Consider the following 18,720-nt stretch of genomic DNA (forward strand, 5'->3'; position numbering starts at 1 on the left):
AAGCATGTAGACTATAAATAGTTCTAAATGGAACTAGTCATTTAAAAAAATGAAATTTAAAGGAGTATTTAATTTATGTCACAATTTAAAGAATTATTAACTAAACGTCGTTCTCACTACGCTATCGGTGCTAACACTGATGTGACTGCTTCAGATGTAGCTGCCGCTTTAAAAGAAGTGATCTCAACTGTACCAAGTGCCTTCAACTCACAAGGTGTTCGTGTTGTTGTCGTTTCTGGTGAAAATAACCAAAAACTTTGGGACTTAATCAAAGGTGTACAAACACAAGTATTAGACGAAGGTACCTTAAACTACATGACACCAATCATGGACGGTGCGCGTGAAGCAGTTGGAACAATCTTATTCTTCGAAGACCGTGATGCTGTTGAAGCAGGTATCCCTGGTAACCCAGAACGTCGTTCAGTTTATAAAAACCACGAATCAGCAAATGCGCAATTAACAGCTTGGTTAGCATTAACTGAATTAGGTTTAGGTGCAAACTTACAACATTTCAACATTGGCTACGAGCAAGGATTTGACCGTGCTATCCGTGAATTGTTAGATTTACCTGAAGCTTGGGAATTAGTTGCTGAAATGCCATTTGGTTCTATTGAAGCACCAGCTGCAGAAAAAGAAGTTATTGCTGCTGAAGAACAAGTTATCTTAAAATAATCACGTCATATTAGACGTTAACAAAAAGGATCATTTACCTCATGGTAAGTGATCCTTTTTGTGTTCATTTAAAAGCCTTAAATGAACTAGCCTTCACTGACAAACATTATGTATGGATGGCGCAACATTGGACGAGTGAAGATGATTTCTTCACCGCAACAGCCAACTACTTAATGAGGCAAGATATAGAAGCTTTAGCGGATGAACTGAATGCCTTCTTCAATCCAATGAAAGCAGACCTAGACTAGGGGGAAAAATCACATGAAAAAAATAATTAATAAATATTGGGGTTGGGCCTTTTTAATTGCCCGGTTGTTAAATTCAAAAATCAAGGGATGCACCTTTTTTAGAGCCTAGTATTTCTTTTCAGCAGTGCTCTCCGGATTGACCGTATCGTTAATTTGTAAACAGGTATTTAACTATGGTTTACCGGCTATTGGTCAAGCATTGAATATTGGCTGGTTACAAGAGTCTCTACTAGGTTCAACTAGTGGCGCCATATTTGCAGCTATCTTTGTCCTTTTATGGCAAGGTGTGGCTATGCCAATTATAACTTCAAGATGGTTTGGACATCGCTATACCAGAAGGCCAAGCTAAAATCTTACGTGAACGTGGTTACCTGGGTAAAGAAGTCATTTTCGGTATTCGTCCAGAAGATATTTTGGATACTAACATTGCTATTGAAGCCTACCCAGAGGATACCGTGACAGGTGAGATAGTCGTTTCTGAATTACTTGGTTCTGAAACCATGTTATACCTAAAATTAGGTGAAACTGAATACGTTGCACGCGTATCTACTCGTGACACATTTGAAGCGGGTGACAAAGTTGCCCTAACCTTTAACATTACGAAGGGACATTTCTTCGACTTGGCAACAGAACAAGCAATTCGTTAATATGCGAAGCATATCTTAGCTGGGGACAAAACTTCCCAGCTATTTTTGATATTATTGGTGCAAGCGCTTGCACAAACTGGTAGAATGGACTTAACAACATAAAACATCATAAGGAGTGCGTGAAATGGAAAAACATTGGTGGCACAAAGCAACTATCTATCAAATCTATCCTAAATCCTTTGCAGATGCGAATGGCGATGGTATTGGGGATTTAAAGGGCATTACCAGCAAATTAGACTACTTGCAAGAATTGGGCATAACTGCCATCTGGTTATCACCAGTTTATGATAGCCCTATGGACGATAACGGTTATGATATTGCGAATTATGAAGCGATAGCAGACATGTTTGGTGACATGAATGATATGGATTTGTTACTAGCCGAAGCCAATCAACGTGGTATTCGTATTATCATGGACCTCGTCGTAAACCATACATCAGATGAACATGCCTGGTTCGTGGAAGCCCGCGACAATCCGACAAGCCCAGAACGTGATTATTATATTTGGCGTGACGAACCCAATGACCTAACTTCAATATTTAGTGGCTCAGCATGGGAAAAAGATGAAGCATCTGGTCAATATTACCTGCACTTCTTCAGCAAAAGGCAACCTGATTTAAACTGGGAGAACGCCTCTTTACGTCAAAAAATTTATGATATGATGAACTTTTGGATCGATAAAGGTATCGGTGGGTTCCGTATGGATGTTATAGACATGATTGGTAAAGTTCCTGATCAAGGGATTGTCAATAATGGCCCTAAATTACACGATTACATCAAGGAAATGAATACTGCTTCCTTTGGTAAACATGATTTATTAACTGTAGGTGAGACATGGGGTGCTACGCCGGAAATTGCCCAATTATACTCAAATCCTGACAGTCATGAACTATCTATGGTATTTCAGTTCGAGCATATTGGTCTGCAACATAAGCCGGATGCAGCTAAATGGGATTTTGAAGACGAACTAGATGTACCTGCATTAAAAAAGATTTTTAATAAATGGCAGACAGAATTAGGGCTTGGTCAAGGTTGGAACTCTTTATTCTGGAACAACCATGATTTACCACGTGTCCTTTCTATTTGGGGCTCAACTGGCCCAAACCGAGTGAAATCAGCCAAGGCATTAGCCATTCTCCTACATCTGATGCGAGGTACACCTTATATTTACCAAGGTGAAGAAATAGGAATGACCAATTATCCTTTTAACAATTTAGATGAAATTGATGATATTGAATCCTTAAACTATGCACGAGAAGCTACGGCAAATGGTCAATCTATGGGGCAAGTCATGGACAGTATCCGCATGATTGGTCGAGACAATGCTCGGACACCTATGCAGTGGGATGAAACGAAGCATGCCGGATTCTCAAGTGGAGACACAACCTGGCTACCAGTAAATCCAAATTATCATGAAATTAACGTCAAAAACGCCTTAGCTGATCAGAACAGTATTTTTTATACTTATCAAAAATTGGTTCAATTACGCCAAACTTCAGACTGGTTAATCGATGGCGATTTTGAGCTATTAGATACTAGCGATAAAGTATTTGCCTATATCCGAAGAACACCAAGTGAAGCATACTTAGTAGTCGTGAATGTATCTGATGTAGCACAAACATTTAGTTTTAATGGTACATATGAAACAATTATTATCAGCAATCATGTGGTGCCAACCGATTTACAACAAATCACCTTGGATGCTTGGGATGCATTTTGTGTTAAGCTGACAGAATAAAAAAATAATATCAAAAAGGGTAACCGCAATCGTTTGTGGTTACCTTTTTTTGATATCTATCCACTAGAATCACGTATTGTTAACCGAGTGGCAAGTCTAGTCATAGTAGGTACTACTTCCGGGTTTATCAATTGACGATTCAGGGTATCCACAGCAATTCGACCCATTTCCTCAGTAAAAACGGTCACACTGGATAGGGCGGGGAAAATCTGTTTCGTCAACGGGGTATCATTAAATGAAATAAGGCTCACCCGTTCAGGGACAGCAATACGCGCCTCCTGAAGGGCACGTAAAGCACCAATAGCTAATGTATCATTGGCCACAAAGAAAGCTTGTGGAAGGGCTTCTCCATGTTCAGTGATGGCCTGTTTCATCAAATCATACCCAGCTTGTGCTGAAAAATCACCAATATACGTATATTTTGCATGGTAAACACCAAGTTCAGATGCATAGTTTCGGAAAGTTCTGAACCGTTGATCAATTAACTGTTCCTTACCATCTGTCGTTTTCTCTTCACCGGCAATCATACCTATTGATGTTAACCCATGCTGCATAAAATAATCTAATACTTGAATCACGGCATTATCAAAATCAGTTGTCACACAGGGATGACCAGCATTTAAGGTATCTGAATCCACAAAAACCAATTTGCGATTATAGGACTCTAACCGTTTAATTTGTTGATTAGAAAATTTACCGATGGCAATAATTCCAGCAATATCATCAGCAATTTGAATAATTTGATTATTGAAATAACGGACAATATCATAGGTTAAATCTTCGGCACGTTTTTCTATCCCAATCCGAATAGCGTAATAATATAAATCATTTAATTCTTCTTGCTCACTATACCATTGGACAACAGCAATTTTTTGTCGCTGTTTTGGTATATTCGTCGTCTTTTGATGTTTGGGAAAACCAACGAACGTCACTTGCACGACAAGCATTGCAAACTGGGGATCTATTAGCATTGGTCGCTTAATGAATGCCTCCCATGTATCATTAGAACACGATTATGAAGTTACCGGAATCGAGCTAGATACCTTGGTCCATACAGCATGGGCACAGGAGGGTGTATTAGGCGCGCGTATGACGGGCGCAGGCTTTGGAGGATGTGGCATTGCCATCGTCGCAAAAGACAAGGTGGACGCTTTTAAAGAGCAAATAGGGTGTGTATATACTGAAACAATCGGCTATCCACCGCAATTTTATATCGCAGAAATCTCAAGTGGCGCGCGTGTACTAACAAGGAGATGATGACATGGCAAAACTAATTGATGCCTTTGTTACACAGGTTATTGAAAATAGTGATTATACAATAGACGATCATTTTTATTTACGCAATCGAATATTAGCATTAACTGGTGAAGCAGGTGCCAATCAAGAAACAGCTAGAACTACCCTTATTTCCTTACGTGATGCCTTAGTAGATGTTGCTGTTGACAACGGAAAAGTAGGGGATTTAACAGAAGAGCGAGATACTTTAGGCGCTGCATTAATGGATTTTATCACTCCAGCCCCTAGTGTTTTAAATCAACACTTTTGGGATACCTATCAAATTTCTCCAGAAGAGGCAATCCAGGAATTTTATGCGCTGAGTCAACGTAATGACTATATTAAAGTAGGGGCCATTGCTAAGAACATTGCGTATACAAGTCAAACGGCCTATGGACCAGTGGAAATTACCATTAACCTATCAAAACCTGAAAAAGATCCCAAGGCAATCGCTGCCGCCAAAAAAGCGCAATCTTCTAGTTATCCTCTTTGCCAGCTATGCATGGAAAATGAAGGATATCAAGGCAGAATCAACCATCCGGCGCGCGCTAACCACAGAATTATTCGTCTTCAATTAGGCGATGAGAAGTGGGGGTTCCAATATTCACCATATGCCTATTTCAATGAGCATAGTATTGTATTAAACACACAGCATGTCCCCATGGTCATTTCAAAACAAACATTTGAACAATTATTAGACATTGTAGCTATTTTTCCTGGATATTTTGCTGGATCTAATGCCGATTTGCCGATTGTAGGAGGTTCAATTCTAACGCATAATCATTATCAAACGGGACGTCATGATTTCCCTATGGCTAAGGCGCCCTTTGAAAGTCAATTCACGTTTGAAGGTTACCCAAACATCCAAGCTGGGATTGTCAAATGGCCCATGTCTGTGATACGTCTACAAGGAAAAGAGCGGGGAGATTTGGTGACCCTGGCCGATAAAATCCGACTGGCTTGGCAAACATATGAAGATCCAAATCTAGATGTAATTGCATATACAGGGGACGAAGCTCATCATACAATTACACCTATCGCCCGCAAAAATGGGGACAAATTCGAACTAGATTTGGTTTTACGTGATAATCATACTTCATCACAATATCCAGATGGCGTTTATCATCCACATCAAGATGTGCAACATATTAAACAGGAAAATATCGGTTTAATTGAAGTAATGGGCTTAGCTATATTACCACCACGCTTAAAAGATGAAATCTCGGCAGTTGCTGACTATCTATTAGATAAAGAAAATAATATTGCAGCTTACCATTTAACATGGGCACAAGAATTAAAGCAAAATTATCACCATACTTTTACTCCAGATACAGTGCATACTATTTTAAAAGATGAAATTGCAAATGTTTTTGTACGCGTCTTAGAAGATGCTGGTGTGTATAAAGATACACCAGCAGGAAAAGATGGCTTTAATCGATTTATTCAATCGGTAGGTATCGTTTCTTAAACTTTTCATGCCCCCGTTTCTTGCTATTTGGAGATGGGGGTTTTCTTTTTCTCTAATGAAAATCAAATGCTATAATGGCATTAATGAAATTTAGAGGAGAGAACGTCTGATGCAAAAAGAAGTAATAAAGCTATATAATGATCGTGATGATGTGACCTTAACTAGCTACGTGATTGATCCAATCCGCACAAGTAATGTGAATATTGAACGACCGGCCGTGATTATCTGTCCCGGTGGTTCATATATGTACTGTTCAGATAGAGAAGCTGAACCAGTGGCATTGGCATTTAATGCTATGGGCTTTCACGCATTTGTCTTGCGATATTCGGTCTATGGGCAAGGGAAAACAACTGCAGAAATCATTGCAGAAGGGCAATTTCCGGTTAAACCTGATGTTATTTTCCCCCATGCGCTACAAGAAACTGCTAAGGCATTTGAAATTTTGCATCAATATGCGACTGAGTGGTGCATTGATACTGATAAGATTGGCCTAGCAGGATTTTCTGCTGGTGGTCACAATACCGGGATGTACAGTAATGTATGGCATGAAGATGTGATTCAAAATGCAACAAATTTGAAGGGCAAAGCCTTGAAACCAGCATTTAATATTTCTGCCTACGCCCTAACTGATATTGCCTATTATTATCACCAAAACATTGCCAATCCTGACCCAAATATCAAGGCCTATGCAACAGCTATATCTTTAGCTTGCTTTGGAAAACCACTACCTAGTGAAGCAGAAATTGAACGTTATTCTGTCCCAGCTACTGTGAATGAACATACTGCACCAACTTTTATTTGGGCAACACGTGAAGATGATGTTGTTAATGTACGTGATTCCTTATCACTAGCCTTAGCATTAGAAGAAAATCAAATTCCGTTTGAAATGCATATCTTCCAAGAAGGACCACACGGCCTTTCAGTGGCTAACGAGCTTTCTGCAACCACGCCCAATCAAGTGAATAAAACTGCCGCGCAATGGATACCTTTGGCAGAAGCTTGGTTAAAAGAATTGATTTTAAAATAAAACAAAAACGGCAACTCCAGCTCATTATGAAAGTTGCCGTTTTTATTTTACGATTATTTTTCTGCTTGTTTGGCCATCCAGGTTTGCTGATGACCGCGAGAAATACGCATGATTTCAGTATATAAATCAGCTAATTCTTCTTTTAGTTCAGGGTTTTCTAAGTAGCCTTGAACTCTCTCAATGACTAACGCTTCACGACCAGCATCCAAAATATCTTTATTATTGGCTAGCTTAACTTCAGCTACCTTTTCAACCAATTTCGTTCTCTCTTCAAATAATTTCACGATTTCTCGGTCAAGGCGGTCAATCTCAATACGTTCGTTTTCTAACATGTCTTTCTCCTTTAGTGGATCATTTAATTTTGTGATTTTTTGTAAGTTTAAAATGTTATATTGGGAGACGGACAACGGCTAAGTCAATATACTGGCTAGCTTGTCCCAACAGTCCGCTTTATCTAAGATATTTATTTTTCATGATATTGAATTAAACATCACTACTTCGTCTAATCCATTATAAATAAGGACCAAATCAAAAGCAATTCCAAATGAGGATTGTCTAAACTATCTGGATTTATTGACGAACGTGGAAAATATCGTTATAATTTTCGAGTTGAAAATTGTGCATTATACAAAATGAATAATATGAAGGGTGGATAGATATGTCAACAGAATCTATATATGAAACAAGAGAACAAGTGAATCAAAGAACATTAGGTGATATTCGTGACCGTAAACCGGTTTTCTGGGAGAATGATAGCCATGTACCTTTCAAGAATTTAAAGGGGCAGCTGGATGTATCAGTCCTAGAGATTAAAGACGCAGAAGCTCGATTAAAAAGATTTGCACCATTTATCAAATCCGTCTTCGAAGATACGGTTGCTTTAGATGGTCTGATTGAATCACCAATTTCTGACATTGACCAATTCAAGACAGCGTTAGAAACCAATTATGATTTTTCGTTTCCGGGTCAAATGCTCCTAAAACGAGATGACTTATTACCGATTGCCGGTACCATTAAGGCTCGCGGTGCTATTTATGAAGTCTTACGTCACGCTGAAGCATTAGCCTTTGAAGAGAAATTATTATCAGGTTATGACGATGACTATTCGAAATTTGCGACTAAGACATTCCAAGATTTCTTTAAACAGTACACTGTAGTTGTTGGGACTACAGGTAACTTAGGGATTTCTTCAGGTGTGATGTCTGCCAAAATCGGCTTCAAAGTCCAAGTCCATATGTCTCATGAAGCCAAACAATGGAAGAAAGACTACTTAAGAAGTCACGGTGTCCAAGTAATCGAACATAAGACCAACTTCACAGAAGCCGTAGACCAAGGGCGTCAATCAGCTCAATCAGATCCCTATGCTTATTTTATTGATGACGAACATTCAATTCAATTGTTCTTAGGTTATACAACTGCAGCGTCAAGACTAGAAAAACAGTTAGCTGATCAAGGAATCGTTGTCGATGAAGACCATCCACTTATGGTGTATCTACCATGTGGTGTGGGTGGTAGTCCAGGTGGTATTACTTATGGTTTGAAACAAATTTACGGGGATCATGTTCACTGCTTCTTTGCTCAACCAACTCATGTACCATCTATGTTACTAGGATTAATCTCTAAGAAATTTGCAGATATCTCAGTCTATGACTTTGGGATTGATGGCTTAACCGTTATGGACGGTCTAGCAGTACCTAGAACCTCTCAAATCGTGGCTAAATTAATGTCAGGTATCTTTGATGGTGGTTATACATTGACTGACAAAGAGTCTAATCGCCTATTAACAACACTGAAAGATGTAGAAGATATTTTTGTAGAGCCAGCAGCCACAGCAGGATTAGTTGGTCCACAAAGACTCTTCACTACTGAAGCAGGGCAAACCTATCTGCATCATAAGAACTTAACAGATAAAGTAGCTAACATGACCCATATCGCATGGGCAACTGGTGGGTCAATGGTACCAGCAGATGAGCAAGTGTTATTCTACGAAAATGGTAAAGCCAATCAATAATGTGAAACGATAAATCGAAATCACTATAGAAGAAAAGGGTAATTGAGTGTCAAAGCTCACTTACTCTTTTTATTTTGCCCAATTTTTAGCAACAATTGCCACTGCAGGTATGACTTTTAGTGCCTTATTCATCGCATCATTTGTAAGTTCAATTACGAAAAAATTTGGTAAAAAAGAAGCCGGATCATTCGCACTAATCGGTGCAGGCTTCATCTATGTCCTTGCTTTCGTATTAAGCATTCAAAATCCATTAGTATTTGCCATCTTACTTATCGTTGCGGGTATAGTTATGGGTTACTACACTATATCAATGCACGCTTACGTAACAGACGTTATTGATGACTTCTACTTCAAACGTGGTACACGTAAAGATGGTACAATCTACTCAGTTTACTCATTTACACGCAAAGTAGGTCAAGCGATTGCTGGTTTCTTAGCCGGTGCTTTACTAACACAAATTGGTTATTTTTCAGGTGCTGAACAACAAACTGCTGAAGTAGCGAATAGCATCTACTTGCAAAAAGCATCGAACCTTTCCAACTAAAGTGAAGGTTCGATGCTTATAGACGTTTATGAAGTTGAATTTAACTCAATACTTCTCAACAAAAGACTTCAATCTGATGGTTATGCCGTTCTTTAATCTTGCCTTCATCAGCTAATTGATGCAGGGACCGGCTAAGTGTTTCAGATGACATGCCTAAAAATCCTGCTAAAAACCGCTTCGTTTCCTCGTGATAGAATATTTGGTGGCCATTCACCAACTCGGCTTCCTTACAAATGAAATTGAATAACCGGTCTTTTGCGGTACAAGTAGATAACAACATGGATTGCTCTTCTGAAGCGTGTAGGCGCTGAGACAGGGCTTCAATCATCTTAAGGGATAATTGCGGGTAGTCCACCAGCAGTTGTTTAAATTGTTGATTTTCAATCAGGTAAATTTCACTTTTAACCATAGCTACGGCATGCGCCTTGCGGATACCTTCAAATAGGGCTAGTTCACCAGTAAATTCCATCGGTGCAATCATCCGGATGATTTGTTCGTTTCCCAACTCTGATAATCTAAAGATCTTTACTTTACCAGTTAATACAAAGAGAAAATAGCGGGCTTCTGTATTGGTTGCGTAGACCACTTCATTTCGTTTGTACAAGCGTTTAGTAAAATAAGGGACAATTTGTTCAAGCGTTTGACAATCAAGCTCTTTGAATAGGTCAAATTGTCTTAGATCATTGATTTTATCCTGGGCTAACATATTTTCACCTCATTGTTATTTACTTTCTACTTGTTTAGCTAAAGCTTTGGCAAAAGCAACCGCATCGCCGACATATCCAACATCTGATTCTTTAAAGATAGCGGCTTTAGGGTCCTTATTTACAGAAAATACAAATTTTGCCTGATTCATCCCGACAGTATATTGGATGGCGCCCGCAATCCCAAAATTCAAGAGTAATTGCGGTTGGATAGTGACCCCACTTTGACCAATTTGCTCGTCATGTGTGTACCAGCCGTTCTCTGCTAGGGGACGGGTAGCACCAACTTTTGCGCCAAGTAGGTCGGCTACTTTTTCAGTATAGACTAAATTGTCTTGCATCTTCATCCCGCGGCCAACAGCAACAACCTTATCTGCCTCAGTGATTTGATTCGTTTGTGGTTGGCCTGGAATTCGTTCCAAGACTTGGTAGGTATAAGGCCGTTCTAAGGCAATCGTTAGGTCTATAATAGCACCTTGACGGGTATTGTCAAAGGGGAGAGTGTTAAAGACATTTGGCCGGACTGTGGCCATTTGTGGACGACGGGTTGGTGTTAGAATTGTACACATCAAGTTGTCCCCGTATGAGGGTTTAATCTGTAGCAAGTGCCCCTTATCATTGATAGATAGGTCTAGGCAGTCTGCTGTTAGACCAGTTTGCAGGGCACCTTGTAGTCTTGGCGCTAAAGCTCTCCCTTTAAGAGTGGCTGCGAATAAAATAATATTTGGTTGGTAGTCGTCAGCTAATTGCTTGATAGCTGTTTTTGATAATACAGGGTCAAAGTCAGCGAATAAGTCATTTTTCACAACTAACACCTGGTCAGCGCCGTGGCCAACAAGACTTGCTGCGTGATTAGTTTGACTTGTTTCTAAGAGGATGGCTGTTACACTATCTTGGCTATTTTGACTCATTTCATGGGCTTTACCCAATAATTCTAGCGTTGAAGGGTGGATGGTTTCTTCTGAAATTTCAGCAACCACCCATATACCTGATGATTTTCCTTGATTCATGGACTTACCTCCTTAGATGATATGTTTGTCTGACAAAATGGCTAACAATGATTCGGCCGCTTCCGTCGGCGACCCTTCAAGCATGGTCATCTGACGGACTGATTCTTCCGGCACAAAGCTTTCAGTCACAATAGTAGGGGACCCTTTGATACCGATTCTATCAAGGTCACAATTTAGGTCACCCTCGTTCCATACCGTAATCTCTTTTTGCATAGATTGTTTAATCAAAAGAGGCGATAGATACCGCGGTTTATTGATTTCATCACCAACACTCATAACTAAGGGGTAAGAAACACGGATGACTTCTTGGTCCACTTCCAAATGTCTTTTGACATCAATGGTTTGATTAACTGAATCAAGGTCGACTATACCGGATGCGTTGGTGATTTGTGGTAGATCTAACTCTTCAGCAATTAGTGGGCCAACTTGTCCCGTATCCGCATCAATTGCCTTTAAACCTGTCAAAATAAGATCCACGTTCCCAATCTTGCGTACAGCTTGAGCTAGGGTATAAGCAGTTGCTAAGGTATCTGACCCAGCAAAGGCACGTGAAGATAGTAGATAAGCCTCGTCACAACCCATGGCTAGGGCTTCATGCAAGCTCAATTTAAAAGAATCAGGGCCCATGCTGACAACAGATACTGTACCACCAAATTTTTCTTTTAACTGAACAGCAGTCTCAATGGCATGTTCATCAAAGGGGTTAATACGGCCGCGAACACCACTCCGAATAAGGTTATTCGTTTCTGGGTCAATTTTAACGTGGTTACTGATAGGGATTTCTTTTATAAACACGACGATTTTCATAGCATAAATTCCTCTCTAGATTCAAATAAGACTGAATTTGCGATGTCTAATTGGAGTTTTTCATATGCACCTTCAGCATATTGCAAGGCCTTAGCGTCACGCCATAAGTGCTCAACTGGATATTCTTTAGAGTAACCATAAGCCCCAAAAATCTGCATAGCGTGGTTAGCCGCTTGCAAGGCTTGATCTGAGCCAAATAATTTAGCGGTTGTTGTCTCCATCTTATGGTCAACTTCTTGATCTCTTAACCAGGCAGCTTGGTAGATGATTAGTTTTGTTGCATGTAAGCCCATGGCAATATCAGAGATTCTAAATTTAATCCCATCAAGGTGAGACATCTTACCGCCAAATAGTTCACGCTCTTGAATATAGTTGATAGAAGCTTTCAAGGCGGCATCTTGAATACCAGCCGCTAGTGCACCCATTAAAAACCGGGCTGTATGGTGGGCATTGTGTCCAATTTCCATCCCTTGATCAATAGCACCTAAGCGGTCAATATCCGGTACAAGGGCATCTGACAAGTAAATATCACCGACTGGACATCCGCGCATCCCCACAAAGTCTTCAACACGACCGTTTTCAAAACCAGGATTTTGATTATCTAAGATAAAGACAGTCCGGCTATGTTCGGTATCTTTTTCAGGACTGGTAATGGCTAAAATAAGGTACATAGATGCGGCTTTGACACCGTTGGTTAAGAAAGCCTTATTCCCGTTCAATAACCAACCATCTGGAGTCTGAACAGCTGTTGTTTGTTGGGTAGAAGCATCAGACCCACTAGCTGGCTCAGTCTGTCCAAAGGTAAATAACTCCCGATTAGCCCTAGGTAACCAACGGGCCTTGATTTCTTCACTACCATAAATGACAAGCTGGTCGATTGCTTTCCAGTGGGCTTCAAGGGTAAAGGCAACACCGGGGTTAACTTTTGCTAGTTCAGCAATCACCATAGTCTGGGTTACAAAGTCGTAGCCAGCGCCACCATAAGCCTCAGGGACAGCAATCCCTACAATCCCAACATCCGCCATTTTATCCGTTAGGTCTTGTTGGTAGCCTTCCTTTTCAATCTCTTCGTATCTTGGGGCAATTTCTTTTTCCGCAAACTTTTGAATCATCTTACGGAGTAGTTCTTGTTCATCAGTGAATTTAAAATCCATGTATTTTCACCACTTTCAGTATATTGTGTACTATTTCACCACCCAAGTATACGCTAGTCAGATTGTCGTTTTCCTTGACTAATATCAAACTTTTGACGAAAAAAGATTAAAATTAAAGTGCTTACATAGGTTTGTAGGACCTCAAATATATCTTATAAGTTTAAGTGAAGAGCGTCACAAAAAACATCTTACTTAACAATCGCCTAAATCGCTAAGTAAGATGTCTCTTAAAATATAAAAAAGTATGATACGACGACAAATAGAATGGAAAATAAGGTACCGATTAAATAGTATTCGGCGAATCCTTGGTTCTCCTCAATCAGTTTAAAGCGGGCAATAGACTTCGCAGTATAGATTAAGCCGATGGAAGATAGGGCATTTAATGACAGGAATATAGCTGATAAAATTCGTTCTAAATTCCCAATCATAGCGCCTGCACCAGGAACAGTGACTATTTCAGTTTGGTCAACTGTATCGTCGGTGTAATTTTGATATTGATTGAAAAGCACTTTAAAGGTAACGTTCGCGGGTTTGGTTATTAATACCGTCAGTAAGGTCCATTTCAAGACCAATGTAGGTATGGATACGGAGACGTCACCGGATGCCGGGAAAACAACCTGACTTAAGACGACAATCAATGAAATATGTAGCAATTGATCAATCAGATAAATATAAGGAATCGGTTCTGCCTGGAATATCCACTTCCGCTGTACGGTCACCTTCAGTAAATCAATGATGATATGTCCTAGCCATACAGCTGAAAATAAGAGAATCATATTCGACTGCCAAGTGAGTAACCATGATATAAACAAAAGTAATCCATGGATAGCTAGGTGTTTAGCAAGAGCGGCGTGACTCTTTCTCTTGGCTTCTGACAGTTTCTCACTTTGAAAATGGTAATCACCTAGAAAGTGGGCAATTAATAATACGAGTGTGATGGCATTATGAATCAGTATCATCGACCTCCTGAATGAAACGTGCCAGCTGTTCTTTTCCAGCTAGATAGATTTTAATATTGGCTGAATTTAGTCGTTTACTTAAAGCTGAGGGTGATAATTCTAATTTTTTAGCAAGTGCTTTTTGATTAAATGATTGCTGGTAAATCCCCGTCTCTAAAAGTCCATTGAAGACATATAGCTGGGTTTTAGTCCAACTTGACCGGATAGTATCCGTCAGTAAGAGCAGGGTATTGATGGTGTCATCTTTTCCCTCTAGACCAGTAAAGACTTGACGTAAATTACCGCTGTAATCGTGTTGCTTGACTGATTCAATGGCGCTTCTAGCGTGCCAGTATGCAGGGCCATCTGCGCCTATACTGACTTCAGGATCAATCTCTGTGGCTATTGACCCGTAACCAATCCCAAAGCGAATGGGGTGGGGAATGAGTCGTTGGATGTCATCTATCATTTGAAACACTTGGTGATGAGGTTTAATCAGCACTTGAAATTCATCACCTAAGGTTATCGTTAATTTTGAAGCGATGATGTCACCGTAGTTTTGGTTAATTGTAGCAAAACTTTCTAATAAGTTTTCTTGTAAGTTTTCTCGGTCAGCTGATTTTTTTGAATCAATTAAGTCACCGATAATCGCTATATAGTTTTTAGACATGAGGCACCTCCTTGATATCCATTATAACGGAAATTATATTTAATTGCCAATATTACGGAAACTAAGTGATTAAAATATCCGTTATTTAGGAAATTTATAAAAATTGTCTTTATTTCCGCCATACTTCACAATGTATGCACTACATCACATCTGTTCGGTAATTAATGTGTTTCAATTTTAGACCAATAGTGACCGATATTCGATTATTTACTATAAAATCCTGAGTGCTATACTACGAAACAAGCTATTAGAGACCTATTGCTAACAAACTAAAGTAGGTCTTGATAAATGATTGGAGGAATATGTATGTTTAAAAAACCTAATTTATTGGTACAGATACTCATAGTTGCCATTTTAGGTATCGCCGTTGGGTACTTTTTCCCAGGCATCAGTAGTCATTTTGGTATGCTGGGAGATCTCTTTATGAACCTCATCCAAATGCTCGTCGTGCCACTCGTTTTTCCATTAATTGTCTTATCAGTGGTAGAAATCGGTGGTGGGAATCAACTAGGGAAGGTCATCTTTAAGGCCATTGGCTACTTTTTCCTCGTAACCACCTTTTTGATCGGCTTGACCTTGGTATTTGGTAGACTAGTGAATGTTGGCGGTGATGTAGCACTTGGTGAAATCTCTACCGAATCACTTGATGGGATTGCGACTGGGATTAACTTACAAGATTTTGTCTTAAGTATTATTCCAAGCAATATCTTTCAAACTTTAGCTGATGGTAGCTTATTGCCAATCATTTTCTTTGCTATTTTCCTCGGTATAGGCCTAATCGCAATTGGTGATGAAGCAAAGCCAGTTATCGCTTTCTTTAATTCTTGGAAAAAGGCCATCTTCAAAATGGTTGACTATGCCATTCAATTTGCTCCAATCGGGGTTTTCGGATTCCTAGCCTATGACGTTGCAACTTATGGAATTTCAGGTATTTCTTCTGTATTTAGTTTCCTATTCTGGCTATACATCGCATACCTAACAGCCGCCTTAGTAATTTATCCCATCATTGCGTACAGTTTTGGCGTATCCTATATTTCATTGTTTAAATCCATCTCTGACTTGAGCTTTATCGCCTTTATTACAGGCGGTTCAAGTGTTGTATTACCTTCACTTATCGAACGTTTAGAAGAAAATAAAGTCCCAAAAGTGATCTCATCTGGCGTAACGTGCCTAGGCTACACACTAAATCTAGGTGGTGCAGCTATCTATGTATCTTTGGCTATTTCCTTTATAATGAACATATATGATGCTTCATTAACAATTTCTGATTTTGTCGTTTTAGTAGTATTTCTTACTTTTATTACCAAAACAATCGCTACAGTACCATCAGGGGCCATTGTCGTGCTTCTTGCCACCGCAAACCAATTAGGCTTACCATCTGAAGCAGTTGCCTTACTGGTATCCATTGATTTCTTCGCAAATGCAGGTAGAACAGCCTTAAATGTGGTTGGAAATGCTTTAGCAGCGACTATTATTGCCAAAACAGAAGGCGCAAAATTGCCAGTATTCACTAAAATTAAAAAGAAAGAAGGCGCAACAATTTGACCGACAAGAAAGTATATATCATCCACGAAAACGATGATTGGACAAAACATTTAATTGAACGACTAGACCAACTGTCTATTCCTTATGACACTTGGTTTCTAGACACAGGGCTAGTAGACATTCAAGATACACCACCAGCAGGCGTTTTCTATAACCGGATTTCTGCTTCGTCACACACAAGAGACCACCGCTATGCACCTGAATTAACTAGCCAAGTTTTACCATGGTTAGAAAGCTATCAGGCCAGTGTAGTGAACGGTAGTCGCGCAATTGAACTTGAAGTCAGCAAGATTAAGCAGTATTTAGCCTTACAAAAAGCAGGTATCCAAACGCCTAAAACGATTGCTGCAGTTGGTAAAGAAGAAATTATCCAAGCAGCTAAAAAACTCGATACTTTCCCATTTATTATTAAACACAACCGGGCAGGTAAAGGGCTTGGTGTAAACCTATTTGACCGAATTGAAGAGCTAGAAGACTATGTTAATAGTGATTTCTTTGAAGATTCAGTTGATGGAATTAGCTTACTTCAAGCCTACGTTAAGCCAGTAAATGGTAGGGTGTACCGGTCAGAATTTATTGGTGGTAAATTTCATTATGTTGTCAGCATCGATTCTTCAGACGGTTTTGAATTGTGCCCAGCAGATAACTGCCAAATTCCAATTGAAGGGCAGGTCCAATCTACACCAGATAAATTCCAAATCGTTGACGGGGTATTAAGCAAAGAAGAAATTCATAAGATTGAAAACTTCTTAAACGCTGAAAACATTCAGGTAGCAGCAGTAGAATTTATTGTAACGGCAGACGGACAGAAGTGGGCTTACGACGTCAACACCAATACAAATTACAATGCAGACGCTGAAGAAGTCGCACAAAAATTTGGCATGTTAGCACTAGCTGAATATCTCGGTGACTTATTAGCGAAAATATAAACAAAGAGTATAGCAAATGAATTTATTTTCTATGTCTGCTAATTACCCTTAGCGGACATAGAAGGGAATTTAAATAGCAAACAAATACCCTAGCGTTTCATAAAGAGTAATTCCATCATATATTCAATTTCTTCAGTAATAGCCCCCGCCTTTATGATTAAGAGAGGGGGCTTTTGTGATTACTAATTAGGGATTGCGCAAAATGTTATCTTTGCCTTTATCTTCTAAATCTTTGAGAATTCTTGATTGGTCAATAAGATCTTCAATCAACTGACTAGAAGTATTCAAGTCTTCATTTAAATCTTGGGCGTAGATTTCGGTCGTTCGAACACTAGAATGTCGTAACATTTTCTGTGTTTCCCGTAAGTTACCGCCGTTAATTAAACTTAAGGTTGCAGCGGTATGCCTCAGTGAATGTGGCGTAATTTTAGATGAATGAATCCCAACAGATTCATAGGCATTCGCGATCACTCTAGAAATTGACCGAGCTGACATACGACCACTTTTATTACGATTACCGTGCGAAGCGAACAAAGGCGCTAAGTCAGTGTTAATCATGATGCCTTGGTCCTCACGGAAGCGTGTATAATCTCGTACAACTTCCTTGGTTTTACGGGGGATTATGACGAATTCATCTTTTTCACGGCGACCTTTACCTTGTACGTAGATTACCGTGTTCAAACCGCGTCGTTGGACGTCTTCAAAATTGGCTCTACTGAGTTCAATAGTCCTAAGTCCAGTAGTAACAGCTAGTAATATAAGTGCATAATTACGTTTACCGATTAGTGTATCAGTGGTTGATTTAAGGTAATCTAGCAACTTTTCAACGTCCTCAACATCCAGTGCATCCTTAGCGTGACCATGTGGTACAGGGATATTATTATTGGCTTTAGCAACGATATTTTCATATAGATTTTCCCGTTCTAACCATTTAAAGAACTGGTTGAGCATATTGCGGTATGACTTAATGGTCCGATCTTTGTAGCGAAACTGGTCCAGTGCACGACGTTGCTCCTCAGAGACCTCATCATAATCTATATCATTGATTAAGATGTAGGTCTTACTTGGATGATTGATTAAATCGTCAAAATAGCGTTCAATGTCATGATAAGTTGGATGTATAATAGCTTGTTTTTCCAGATAAATAAAGAATGGTTTGATGTTCTTCAAATAGCTTTCCTTAGTGCTGGATTGCTTCTGTGATAGATAGTCGGCGTATAGTTCGTAGAAAGATTCCTTATCAAAGTAATTGTCCATATATAAAACTCCTTCAAATACTAAAAATAATTATACCAAACATACGTTCTAAATCATAGATTGATAGCATGAAATA

General features: G+C 39.4%; 16 protein-coding genes and 5 pseudogenes. 12 read left to right on the forward strand and 9 right to left on the reverse strand.

The annotated features are described in order from the left end of the window. The first annotated feature begins 75 nt into the window (after positions 1 to 75). The 5 genes and pseudogenes from AC973_RS03330 to dexB all read left to right on the forward strand — a co-directional run bounded on the left by AC973_RS03330 (position 76) and on the right by dexB (position 3,305). Positions 76 to 672, forward strand: coding sequence for a nitroreductase family protein (locus tag AC973_RS03330; RefSeq protein ID WP_003142669.1), 597 nt, complete (start codon positions 76 to 78; stop codon positions 670 to 672). A 68-nt stretch (positions 673 to 740) separates the two neighbouring features. After that, positions 741 to 920, forward strand: a pseudogene (locus AC973_RS03335) (sugar ABC transporter substrate-binding protein); the annotation flags it as partial. Positions 921 to 975: 55 nt separating this feature from the next. Then, positions 976 to 1,224 (forward strand): annotated as a pseudogene (locus tag AC973_RS10145) (sugar ABC transporter permease); the annotation flags it as partial. Positions 1,225 to 1,228: 4 nt separating this feature from the next. Next, a pseudogene (locus AC973_RS09885) lies at positions 1,229 to 1,567 on the forward strand (TOBE domain-containing protein); the annotation flags it as partial. 124 nt (positions 1,568 to 1,691) lie between these two features. After that, a complete protein-coding gene (gene dexB / locus AC973_RS03345; protein WP_048727280.1) occupies positions 1,692 to 3,305 on the forward strand; it encodes a glucan 1,6-alpha-glucosidase DexB in 1,614 nt (537 codons plus the stop codon). A 56-nt stretch (positions 3,306 to 3,361) separates the two neighbouring features. Here the strand turns inward: dexB and AC973_RS03350 are convergent. After that, positions 3,362 to 4,228: pseudogene (locus AC973_RS03350) on the reverse strand (substrate-binding domain-containing protein); the annotation flags it as partial. Between AC973_RS03350 and AC973_RS03355 the strand changes: the two are divergent. The 3 genes and pseudogenes from AC973_RS03355 to AC973_RS03365 all read left to right on the forward strand — a co-directional run. Then, positions 4,213 to 4,562, forward strand: a pseudogene (locus tag AC973_RS03355) (galactokinase); the annotation flags it as partial. The pseudogenes AC973_RS03350 and AC973_RS03355 sit on opposite strands and share 16 nt — an antisense overlap. Positions 4,563 to 4,566: 4 nt before the next feature. Next, the gene (galT, locus tag AC973_RS03360) at positions 4,567 to 6,048 is read left to right on the forward strand and encodes a UDP-glucose--hexose-1-phosphate uridylyltransferase (RefSeq protein ID WP_048727288.1); all 1,482 of its coding nucleotides are present in this window, start codon (positions 4,567 to 4,569) and stop codon (positions 6,046 to 6,048) included. A 109-nt stretch (positions 6,049 to 6,157) separates the two neighbouring features. Continuing rightward, positions 6,158 to 7,075: an alpha/beta hydrolase gene (locus AC973_RS03365; RefSeq protein ID WP_048727292.1), complete on the forward strand. Its 918-nt coding sequence runs from the start codon at positions 6,158 to 6,160 to the stop codon at positions 7,073 to 7,075. 53 nt (positions 7,076 to 7,128) lie between these two features. Here the strand turns inward: AC973_RS03365 and AC973_RS03370 are convergent, their stop codons facing one another. After that, positions 7,129 to 7,407, reverse strand: a complete 279-nt coding sequence (locus tag AC973_RS03370; RefSeq protein ID WP_039935686.1) for a chorismate mutase — start codon at positions 7,405 to 7,407, stop codon at positions 7,129 to 7,131. Between the two features lie 326 nt (positions 7,408 to 7,733). Between AC973_RS03370 and AC973_RS03375 the strand changes: the two genes are divergently transcribed. After that, complete coding sequence (locus AC973_RS03375) at positions 7,734 to 9,086, forward strand: D-serine ammonia-lyase (RefSeq protein ID WP_048727299.1); 1,353 nt, start codon at positions 7,734 to 7,736, stop codon at positions 9,084 to 9,086. A 46-nt stretch (positions 9,087 to 9,132) separates the two neighbouring features. Then, entirely contained in the window at positions 9,133 to 9,630 is a 498-nt protein-coding gene (locus AC973_RS03380) for an MFS transporter (protein WP_003142656.1), read from the forward strand. A 55-nt stretch (positions 9,631 to 9,685) separates the two neighbouring features. On the opposite strand, the gene AC973_RS03385 is transcribed toward AC973_RS03380, so the two are convergent. The 6 genes from AC973_RS03385 to AC973_RS03410 all read right to left on the reverse strand — a co-directional run bounded on the left by AC973_RS03385 (position 9,686) and on the right by AC973_RS03410 (position 14,913). Then, positions 9,686 to 10,336, reverse strand: coding sequence for a Crp/Fnr family transcriptional regulator (locus AC973_RS03385; RefSeq protein WP_065419854.1), 651 nt, complete (start codon positions 10,334 to 10,336; stop codon positions 9,686 to 9,688). A gap of 15 nt (positions 10,337 to 10,351) precedes the next feature. After that, positions 10,352 to 11,344 carry an electron transfer flavoprotein subunit alpha/FixB family protein gene (locus AC973_RS03390; RefSeq protein WP_048727302.1) on the reverse strand — a complete coding sequence of 331 codons (993 nt, stop codon included), beginning with the start codon at positions 11,342 to 11,344 and terminating at the stop codon, positions 10,352 to 10,354. Positions 11,345 to 11,356: 12 nt separating this feature from the next. Further along, complete coding sequence (locus AC973_RS03395) at positions 11,357 to 12,151, reverse strand: electron transfer flavoprotein subunit beta/FixA family protein (protein WP_048727304.1); 795 nt, start codon at positions 12,149 to 12,151, stop codon at positions 11,357 to 11,359. Further along, a complete protein-coding gene (locus AC973_RS03400; RefSeq protein WP_048727308.1) occupies positions 12,148 to 13,305 on the reverse strand; it encodes an acyl-CoA dehydrogenase family protein in 1,158 nt (385 codons plus the stop codon). Before AC973_RS03400 ends, AC973_RS03395 begins: the two co-directional genes overlap by 4 nt. A 227-nt stretch (positions 13,306 to 13,532) precedes the next feature. Beyond that, the gene (locus AC973_RS03405; RefSeq protein WP_048727311.1) at positions 13,533 to 14,264 is read right to left on the reverse strand and encodes a DUF3307 domain-containing protein; all 732 of its coding nucleotides are present in this window, start codon (positions 14,262 to 14,264) and stop codon (positions 13,533 to 13,535) included. Beyond that, on the reverse strand, positions 14,248 to 14,913 hold the full coding sequence (locus AC973_RS03410; protein ID WP_048727314.1) for a SatD family protein: 666 nt from the start codon (positions 14,911 to 14,913) through the stop codon (positions 14,248 to 14,250). Before AC973_RS03410 ends, AC973_RS03405 begins: the two co-directional genes overlap by 17 nt. A gap of 306 nt (positions 14,914 to 15,219) precedes the next feature. Here AC973_RS03410 and AC973_RS03415 point away from each other — a divergent pair, with 306 nt between their 5' ends. Then, on the forward strand, positions 15,220 to 16,458 hold the full coding sequence (locus AC973_RS03415; protein WP_065419855.1) for a dicarboxylate/amino acid:cation symporter: 1,239 nt from the start codon (positions 15,220 to 15,222) through the stop codon (positions 16,456 to 16,458). Beyond that, positions 16,455 to 17,387, forward strand: a complete 933-nt coding sequence (locus AC973_RS03420) for an ATP-grasp domain-containing protein (protein ID WP_048727321.1) — start codon at positions 16,455 to 16,457, stop codon at positions 17,385 to 17,387. The genes AC973_RS03415 and AC973_RS03420 overlap by 4 nt, the downstream gene beginning before the upstream one ends. 186 nt (positions 17,388 to 17,573) lie before the next feature. Here AC973_RS03420 and AC973_RS03425 read toward each other — a convergent pair whose 3' ends face one another. Continuing rightward, positions 17,574 to 18,644, reverse strand: coding sequence for a tyrosine-type recombinase/integrase (locus AC973_RS03425; protein ID WP_048727323.1), 1,071 nt, complete (start codon positions 18,642 to 18,644; stop codon positions 17,574 to 17,576). Positions 18,645 to 18,720: the final 76 nt, after the last annotated feature.

The organism is Carnobacterium sp. 1290_CSPC (assembly GCF_001053265.1).
Taxonomy (GTDB): domain Bacteria; phylum Bacillota; class Bacilli; order Lactobacillales; family Aerococcaceae; genus Aerococcus; species Aerococcus urinaeequi.

Excerpts from the sequence above, each read along its gene's own strand:
- AC973_RS03400 (WP_048727308.1), bottom strand. The coding sequence starts at position 13,305 with ATGGATTTTAAATTCACTGATGAACAAGAACTACTCCGTAAGATGATT.
- AC973_RS03405 (WP_048727311.1), bottom strand. The coding sequence starts at position 14,264 with ATGATACTGATTCATAATGCCATCACACTCGTATTATTAATTGCCCAC.
- AC973_RS03375 (WP_048727299.1), top strand. The coding sequence starts at position 7,734 with ATGTCAACAGAATCTATATATGAAACAAGAGAACAAGTGAATCAAAGA.
- AC973_RS03390 (WP_048727302.1), bottom strand. The coding sequence starts at position 11,344 with ATGAATCAAGGAAAATCATCAGGTATATGGGTGGTTGCTGAAATTTCA.
- galT (WP_048727288.1), top strand. The coding sequence starts at position 4,567 with ATGGCAAAACTAATTGATGCCTTTGTTACACAGGTTATTGAAAATAGT.
- AC973_RS03425 (WP_048727323.1), bottom strand. The coding sequence starts at position 18,644 with ATGGACAATTACTTTGATAAGGAATCTTTCTACGAACTATACGCCGAC.
- AC973_RS03330 (WP_003142669.1), top strand. The coding sequence starts at position 76 with ATGTCACAATTTAAAGAATTATTAACTAAACGTCGTTCTCACTACGCT.
- AC973_RS03415 (WP_065419855.1), top strand. The coding sequence starts at position 15,220 with ATGTTTAAAAAACCTAATTTATTGGTACAGATACTCATAGTTGCCATT.
- AC973_RS03410 (WP_048727314.1), bottom strand. The coding sequence starts at position 14,913 with ATGTCTAAAAACTATATAGCGATTATCGGTGACTTAATTGATTCAAAA.
- dexB (WP_048727280.1), top strand. The coding sequence starts at position 1,692 with ATGGAAAAACATTGGTGGCACAAAGCAACTATCTATCAAATCTATCCT.
- AC973_RS03370 (WP_039935686.1), bottom strand. The coding sequence starts at position 7,407 with ATGTTAGAAAACGAACGTATTGAGATTGACCGCCTTGACCGAGAAATC.
- AC973_RS03365 (WP_048727292.1), top strand. The coding sequence starts at position 6,158 with ATGCAAAAAGAAGTAATAAAGCTATATAATGATCGTGATGATGTGACC.
- AC973_RS03385 (WP_065419854.1), bottom strand. The coding sequence starts at position 10,336 with ATGTTAGCCCAGGATAAAATCAATGATCTAAGACAATTTGACCTATTC.
- AC973_RS03395 (WP_048727304.1), bottom strand. The coding sequence starts at position 12,151 with ATGAAAATCGTCGTGTTTATAAAAGAAATCCCTATCAGTAACCACGTT.